The following is a 7,570-nucleotide window of genomic DNA, read 5'->3' as shown; positions in this document are numbered from 1 at the left end:
CGTGCTGGGCGAGCCGGCGATCGACATCATCGGCCTGCCGAACCGTGGGCGCTCCGGCGAACCCCTGATCGACACCATCGTGGAAGCGGTCTCGCGCAGCCTTTCGGGCCTGTCCCGGGGCAAGCTCAAGGATTCGGAGGGCGTCGAGAAGGCGGTCGACCGGGCTGTGCGCACCGCGGTCAACGAGGTCTGGGGCAAGAAGCCCGCCTGCCACGTGCAGGTTGTGGAGGTTTGAGGCTGGCTGCCGATCTCAGGTCGGCATAGTCTGGAACAACTTGCGGCAGCCGATCGGCCTGATTGGCTGCCGGATGAGGCTCAAGTCCCCACTCCCGTGCGGGAGAGGGGGCATGTCGCGTCCAGGCGCGCTGGCGCAGCCTCGCCTGCGGATAAACGAAGCTCCCGACAAGGGAGCGAGTATGCTGGGGAGGACGCAAGAATGATCGGCCGTCTCAATCACGTGGCCATCGCCGTGCAGGATCTCGACGCCGCCTGCGCGATCTATCGCGATACGCTGGGCGCCACGGTCACACCGCCCCTGCCGCAGCCCGAGCACGGCGTCACGGTCGTCTTCGTGGAACTGCCGAACAGCAAGGTCGAGCTGATGGCGCCGCTCGGTGAGAATTCTCCGATCGAGTCCTTCGTGGCGCGCAATCCGGGCGGCGGCGTCCACCACGTCTGCTACGAGGTCGACGACATCCTGGCCGCCCGCGACAGGCTCAAGGCGCAGGGGGCCCGGGTGCTCGGCACCGGCGAGCCGCGGATCGGCGCCCACGGCAAGCCGGTGCTGTTCCTGCACCCGAAGGACTTTCTGGGTACGCTGGTCGAGCTGGAGCAGGTGTGATCGCATGATGACCACGCTGGCCCGCTCGACGCCGACCACGCTCGGCGTCATCACGGTGCTGGTCGCCGCCTTCGTGGCGGCGGGGGTCAGCCTGTTCAAGCTGACCGTGGGCGGCGCCATTGCGCTCTACTTCGTGGTGTGGTGGACGCTGCTCTTCGCGATCCTGCCCCTGCGCAACCAGCCCGAGACGCGGGCGACCCATGTCGTGCCGGGTCAGGATCCCGGCGCGCCGGCAGCCCCACGGCTGCGCGAGAAGGCGATCTGGACGACGCTGGTGGCGGGGGCCGCCTTTCTGATCGCGCTGGCGGTGTTTCCCCTGACCGGATTGTAGTGCCCCGTCAGAGCAGCGTCCCGGTCGGCGTCACCGTCAGCGCGGTGCCGGCGCGTGCCACCCGATGGGCGAAGGCCAGGGCCGCCGCGGAGGCCTGCGCCGCCGACGGGAACGTCCGGTTCGACTCGGCGATCGTTTCGTTGGTCTCGTTCAGCAGGACCCAGGCCCAGTTCGCATCGGCCCGGCGGATCTCGAAATGCATGGCAGTCTCACCCGGGCACGTCCTGGGCAAGGGGGCACGGCAGACAACCGAGTCCCGTTAAGGGCTTGCTGGTTGTATGCGGAAACCCGGCCGGGACGGCACTTCTCCGCACAATCACCGCTGTTCACAGCGGCCCATCACGGTGCGGGCCGCGATCGGCCAATAAAAAAAGCAAGGCCCGAGGCCTTGCTTTCAAGCTTCAGTGGCTCGACCTTAAGCTCCTCCGCATTGCTTGCGGGGCAGTCGTTTTTCCTCCCGAGACTCGGACCTTGCGCCGCCTCTTCCGGGCATCGCAAACATCGCCGGACGCTTATAGGAACAACAATTCGTGTTGTCACCGGGTCTGCGAGAAAAAACTGCGCTTTCTTGCCGGCAAATAGGCAGGCCGCTCTCCAATCGGGCATAGCCGGGTCGGGCGTGCCCCGGCGCCACGGCTTCGCCGCGATTACGCCGCGCCGTGGTCGCGCAGTGCTTGTAATTTGCGGCTCCGGCGTGTTGTGTGCCGGCGTGCCGCGGCTCCTCCCGGCCGCTCCCCTTTCCAAGACTCTGGCGACATGCGTCTCTCCCGCTACTTCATGCCGACCTTGCGCGAGACGCCCAAGGAAGCCGAGATCGTCTCGCACCGGCTGATGCTGCGCGCCGGCTTGGTCCGCCAGGAGGCGGCCGGCATCTACGCGTGGCTGCCGCTCGGCCTGCGGGTGCTGGAGCGCGTCTGTGCGGTGGTCCGGCGTGAGCAGGATCGTGCCGGCGCCATCGAGATCCTGATGCCGACGGTTCAGTCCGCCGAGTTGTGGCGAGAATCCGGACGCTACGACGCTTACGGCAAGGAGATGCTGCGCCTGAAGGACCGGCACGACCGGGAGATGCTCTACGGCCCCACCGCCGAGGAGATGGTCACCGAGATCTTCCGGGCGAGCGTGCGCTCCTACAAGGACCTGCCCAAGAACCTCTATCAGATCTCGTGGAAGTTCCGCGACGAGGTTCGGCCGCGCTTTGGCATCATGCGCTCGCGCGAGTTCCTGATGAAGGACGCGTATTCGTTCGACTTCGACCAGGCCGGCGCCCGCCACGCCTACAACCGCATGTTCGTGGCCTACCTGCGCACCTTCGCGAGCCTCGGCCTGAAGGCGATCCCGATGCGCGCCGAGACTGGCCCGATCGGCGGCGACCTGTCCCACGAGTTCATCATCCTGGCGAAGACCGGTGAGAGCGAGGTCTTCTGCGACAAAGCCTATCTCGATTTCGACATCCCGGCGGAGACGGTCGATTTCGAGGACGTGGCCGGCCTCCAGGGCATCGTCGATGCCTGGACCTCGCACTACGCCGCCACCGAGGACATGCACGAGAAGGAAGCCTTCGCCGAGGTGCCCGAGGAAAGCCGGCTCGCGGCGCGCGGCATCGAGGTCGGGCACATCTTCTATTTCGGCACGAAGTATTCCGAGCCGATGGGCGCCAAGGTCGCCGGTCCGGACGGGATCGAGCGCCCGGTCCATATGGGCTCCTACGGCATCGGCCCGAGCCGGCTGGTGGCAGCGATCATCGAGGCGAGCCACGACGAGGCCGGGATCATCTGGCCGGATTCCGTCGCGCCCTTCGACGTCGCGCTCATCAACCTGAAGGTGGGCGACTCCGCCACCGACGCCGCCTGCGCGCAGATCCAGTCGGATCTGGAGAATGCCGGCCTGTCGGTCCTGTACGACGACCGGGACGAGCGGCCCGGCGCCAAGTTCGCCACCGCGGACCTGATCGGCCTGCCCTGGCAGGTGATCGTCGGCCCGAAGGGGCTGGCCGAGGGCAAGGTCGAGTTGAAGCGGCGCGCCGGGGGCGAGCGCGAGAGCCTCGCGACCGTCGACCTGCTCGCGCGCATCAAGCGCGTCTGAGACCCCACAATGGCGGGATCCGCGGCGATCGACCGGGTGAGGGACTTCGCAGCCTCGTTCCGCCAGGGCACCGCGCCCTTCGCGCCGTTCGAGTGGATCCTCGCCGGCCGCTATCTGCGGGCGCGGCGCCGGGGCGGCGGCGTGTCGGTGGTGGCGTTCTTCTCGGTGCTGGGCATCGCGCTCGGTGTCGCCACCCTGATCATCGTCCTGTCGGTGATGAACGGTTTCCGAGCAGAGCTGCTGTCGAAGATCGTGGGCATCAACGGCCATCTCTTCGCCACCCCGATCGACCGGCCGTTCAACGACTGGACAGACCTGTCGGACCGGCTGTCCAAGGTGGCGGGCGTGCGCGCGGCGGTGCCCCTGGTGGAAGGGCAGGCCTTCGCGTCGTCGCAATATGGCGGCTCGGGCGTGATCATTCGCGGCGTGCGGGCCGCCGATCTCGATTCACTCGCGGCGGTCTCCAGCTCGATCCGCGGCGGCACCCTGGAGGGGTTCGACGACGGCACCGGCGTGCTGATCGGCCGTCGGCTGGCCGACACGCTGGGCCTGCAGGCCGGCGACACCATCACGCTGGTGACGCCAAAAGGCTCGTCGACGCCCTTCGGCACCGCACCGCGCACCAAGAGCTATACCGTCAAGGCGATCTTCGAAGTCGGGATGACCGAGTTCGACCAGACCTTCGTCTTCATGCCGCTCGCCGAGGCCCAGGCCTTCTTCAACAAGGACGGCGACGTCAGCATGATCGAGATCTACGTCGACGAACCCGATCATGTCGGCGACATGCGCGAGCCCCTGGAAATGGCGGCCGAGCGCCCGATCCTGCTGACCGATTGGCGGCAGCGCAACCGGACCTTCTTCGGGGCGCTGGAGGTCGAGCGCAACGTGATGTTCCTGATCCTCAGCCTGATCGTCGTGGTGGCGACGCTCAACATCGTCTCGGGCCTGATCCTGCTGGTGCGCGACAAGTCGAGCGATATCGCGATCCTGCGCACCATGGGGGCGACGCCGGGTACGATCATGCGGGTGTTCCTGATCAACGGCGCGCTGATCGGCGTGGTCGGCACCTTGAGTGGGTTGGCGCTGGGCATCCTGATCACGCTCAACATCAAGCCGATCCAGCACGTGCTGTTTCCGGGCGCCTGGGACCCGACCGTGCGGTTCCTCGCCGAGATCCCGGCGCAGATGAACCCGAAGGAGATCACCGCCGTGGTGATCACCTCGCTGCTGCTGTCGCTCGCAGCGACGCTCTATCCCTCCTGGCGCGCCGCCCGGCTCGATCCGGTGCAGGCCCTCCGCTACGGCTGACGGGCCGATCCCATGACCGATCCGAGCCAGATCGCCGGCGACCAGCCGGTGCCGGCCCTGTTCTTTTCGCGCGTCGAGCGGCGCTACGCCCAGGCCGAGGGCGCGCTGGAGATCCTGCGCGGCGCCGACCTCGCGATCTGGCCGGGTGAGCTGGTGGCGCTCGTCGCGCCCTCCGGGGCCGGTAAGTCGACCCTGCTGCACCTGGCCGGGCTGCTCGAGAAACCGGATGGGGGCGAGATCTATATCGGCGGCCAGCCCACCGCCGCCATGGCGGATACCGAGCGCACCCGTCTGCGGCGCGAGGAGATGGGCTTCGTCTACCAGTTCCACCACCTCCTGCCGGAATTCTCGGCGCTGGAGAACGTGGTGATGCCGCAGCTCATCCGCGGCCTGAAGGCCCCGGAGGCGAAGAACCGGGCCACCGAGCTTCTGAGTTTCCTCGGCCTCAAGGAGCGCCTGCCGCATCGCCCGGCCGAATTGTCGGGGGGCGAGCAGCAGCGCGTCGCCATCGCCCGGGCGGTGGCCAACGGCCCGCGGCTCCTGCTGGCCGACGAGCCCACCGGCAACCTCGATCCGGGGACGGCCGGCCACGTCTTCTCCGTGCTGATGGCCCTGGTCCGCGCCTCGGGCCTCGCCGCCCTGGTGGCGACCCACAACCTCGATCTTGCCGCCCGCATGGACCGCCGGGTGACGATCCGGGACGGGCTCATCACGCCGCTCGACTGATACCGCTTCCAGTCGACGATTCCGGCAGGTCCGTCCCCGCGGGCGGACCGATTCAGCCGCCGCATCGGCGACCGGTGCCGCGTTGCCCCGCGCCACGTGGCCCGGCATCGCGGCGCTCGCGATGACGGTAGGGACGCGTCGACCGGGGCGTTCGAGCGGATGGTTCGAAAAGCCAGACCCACACGGAGATCCGGCGTATCGGCCGGCCCGTATCCGATGCCCCTCTCGGGCCTTCGGCCGAGGTGAGGCGGCCTGACATCGGCCAATTTTTAATCCGCGGCGCCGCGTGCGGCGCGTCACGTCGCGAATGATAATCGATGCCTATATTGATCTCGTTGAGACAAACCACGGCAGATCAGCCTGGTCTTGCTGGAAAATAAAGGATTATCTCTATGAAGAACCGCTTCGCCACCACCGTCGCAGCCTTTATCCTCGCCGCCGCCCCGCTCGCGTCCGCCTCCGCGGCCAACGAGGGCCGCTGGACCGGCTTCACCACCGACGTGCCCGAGACCACCGGTTCGCTCGGCCTGGGCGTTCACGACACGCCCTTCTACGAGGGCTGCCCGATGAGCTCGGCTGCCGAGGGCAACGCCAACCAGCAGACGCGGCCGGTCAAGCAGTACGGCCAGACCGCTGGCGGCAACCGCTGCTGATCCGGCGCCGGGACGGATGAAGCTCAAACCCCTCTCGTACGTCATGATCGGCGCCTTCGTGAGCGGCATCCTGATGACGCTGGTCGGCTCGGCGAGCGTGCTGCTGGGCCAGTGATCGCAGGACGTCGCCCGGGAGCCGGCCACCGTTCCCCGGAGCCGTGACCGGCTCCAGATTGTTCGCACGCGGGGTTCGCCGCGCCATGCCGGAGTGCGCGACCGGCTCAGGTCTGGCGCGCGGCGCCCAGGGCCTCGACCTGATCGCAGGCCCTGGCGATGGCGTCGCGGCCCTCCGCCATCCGCGCCCGGGCGGCCGCAGTGGCGCGGGCCACCACGGGATCGGCGAGCAGCCGCCCCAGGACCCGTGCAGCCCGGGCGGGCCGGAAGGCACGGCGGCTCAGCGTCGTGCCGAGATTCCGGTCCTTGAGCCGCCGCCCCTCGTCGAAATGGTCGAACGCCACCGGGACAACGAGCTGGGGGATGCCCGCGGCCAGCGCCTGCGCCACCGTCCCGACGCCGCCGTGATGGACAAGGGCGGCGCTGCGCGGCAGCAGGGTGCTCAGGGGCGCATAGGGCAGGTGGATGAGTCCGGCCGGCAGCGGCTTCGGAATCTGTCCGCCCTGGGGGGCGAGCAGGACGCCGCGTCGGCCCATGCGCTGGCAGACCTGCACCGCGGTATCGAAGAAGGCAGCGCCCTGGCGCATCGCCGAGCCGTAGGTGAACACGATCGGTGGCTCCCCGGCAGCCAGGAAGGCGTCGAGCTCCGGCGGCATGGCCGGCACATCGCCGAACCGGTCGACCAGCGGAAAACCGAGCTGCACCGCCTGGGCCGGCCAATCGGGCTGCGGCGCGGCGTACCAGTCGGGGAACATCAGGAGCATGCGCGACGGGCTGTTCCACCAGTGCCGCAGCCGGTTCACCGGATCGAGGCCGAGGCGGGCGCGGATCGCGTTCAGCGGCGGCAGCGTGAACGGTCCGACCGCCACGGCATCGACGCCCAGATTGACATAGGCCCGCCACGAGGCCGGCAGGATGCGCGGCAGCGCGAGACCGGGCAGCCGGGGCGGATCGTACCGGCTCTCGATCAGGAACGGCATCACGTGCAGCGTGGCTGTCGGCAGATCGTAGAGGTCCTGGGCGAGGCGGGCGCCCCAGCTGAGCGGCGAGGCGACCACCCGCAGGTCGACTCCCCGGGCCCGGGTCGCGCCGAGCCAGAGGCAGGTGGCTTCGACGACCTGCAGGGCGTAGTCGAACATGGGCCGGAAGCCCTGCTGCGGGTGCCAGAGATCCGGCTGGCGGATCACCGCCTCGTAATCGGCCACCGTGCCCAGCGGCTCGAAGGCCAGACCGGCCCGGCGGGCCATCGCCTCGAACGGCGCTGGGGCGGCCAGCGAGACGCCGTGGCCGCGCTGGGCGAGTTCGTGACCCAGCGCGATGAACGGCAGCACGTCACCGTGTGTGCCGACGGCCACGAGGGCGACGTCGTATCGCTCGGCCATCTGGTGCGCGGGAATAGCCTGCTCCTTCGAACCCCCGTTCCAATGACGAGCGCGTCCTCGGCGCGCGGCATGCCAGCCCGCCCGATCCGCATCAAGATACTTTTTACCATAACTATAAGCGCTAACAGACGTG

Annotated in this window: 8 protein-coding genes and 1 pseudogene; 7 read left to right on the top strand and 2 right to left on the bottom strand. The window is 68.7% G+C overall.

Going from position 1 to position 7,570, the window contains the following annotated elements; genetic code table 11:
• The 3 genes and pseudogenes from MKK88_RS04640 to MKK88_RS04630 form a co-directional block, all read left to right on the top strand.
• Positions 1-235, top strand: a pseudogene (locus tag MKK88_RS04640) (MBL fold metallo-hydrolase); the annotation flags it as partial.
• Positions 236-436: 201 nt separating this feature from the next.
• Complete coding sequence (mce, locus tag MKK88_RS04635; protein ID WP_243997431.1) at positions 437-841, top strand: methylmalonyl-CoA epimerase; 405 nt, start codon at positions 437-439, stop codon at positions 839-841.
• A gap of 4 nt (positions 842-845) precedes the next feature.
• The gene (locus tag MKK88_RS04630) at positions 846-1,172 is read left to right on the top strand and encodes a DUF1467 family protein (protein ID WP_243997430.1); all 327 of its coding nucleotides are present in this window, start codon (positions 846-848) and stop codon (positions 1,170-1,172) included.
• A 7-nt stretch (positions 1,173-1,179) separates the two neighbouring features.
• Here MKK88_RS04630 and MKK88_RS04625 read toward each other — a convergent pair whose 3' ends face one another.
• On the bottom strand, positions 1,180-1,374 hold the full coding sequence (locus MKK88_RS04625; RefSeq protein WP_243997429.1) for a hypothetical protein: 195 nt from the start codon (positions 1,372-1,374) through the stop codon (positions 1,180-1,182).
• A 554-nt stretch (positions 1,375-1,928) separates the two neighbouring features.
• Here MKK88_RS04625 and proS point away from each other — a divergent pair.
• The 4 genes from proS to MKK88_RS04605 all read left to right on the top strand — a co-directional run bounded on the left by proS (position 1,929) and on the right by MKK88_RS04605 (position 5,941).
• Positions 1,929-3,254, top strand: coding sequence for a proline--tRNA ligase (gene proS / locus MKK88_RS04620; RefSeq protein WP_243997428.1), 1,326 nt, complete (start codon positions 1,929-1,931; stop codon positions 3,252-3,254).
• 9 nt (positions 3,255-3,263) lie between these two features.
• A complete protein-coding gene (locus tag MKK88_RS04615) occupies positions 3,264-4,562 on the top strand; it encodes a lipoprotein-releasing ABC transporter permease subunit (protein WP_243997427.1) in 1,299 nt (432 codons plus the stop codon).
• A 12-nt stretch (positions 4,563-4,574) separates the two neighbouring features.
• Positions 4,575-5,288 (top strand): ABC transporter ATP-binding protein, encoded by a 714-nt coding sequence (locus MKK88_RS04610; RefSeq protein ID WP_243997426.1) that lies wholly within the window; start codon positions 4,575-4,577, stop codon positions 5,286-5,288.
• A gap of 392 nt (positions 5,289-5,680) precedes the next feature.
• A complete protein-coding gene (locus MKK88_RS04605; RefSeq protein WP_243997425.1) occupies positions 5,681-5,941 on the top strand; it encodes a hypothetical protein in 261 nt (86 codons plus the stop codon).
• 221 nt (positions 5,942-6,162) lie between these two features.
• On the opposite strand, the gene MKK88_RS04600 is transcribed toward MKK88_RS04605, so the two are convergent.
• A complete protein-coding gene (locus tag MKK88_RS04600) occupies positions 6,163-7,437 on the bottom strand; it encodes a glycosyltransferase (protein ID WP_243997424.1) in 1,275 nt (424 codons plus the stop codon).
• Positions 7,438-7,570: the final 133 nt, after the last annotated feature.

The sequence above is a fragment of the Methylobacterium sp. E-005 genome, from assembly GCF_022829725.1.
Taxonomy (GTDB): Bacteria; Pseudomonadota; Alphaproteobacteria; order Rhizobiales; family Beijerinckiaceae; genus Methylobacterium.
Note: the sequence above shows the minus strand (reverse complement) of the source record. Positions and strands in the feature narration are given on the sequence as shown.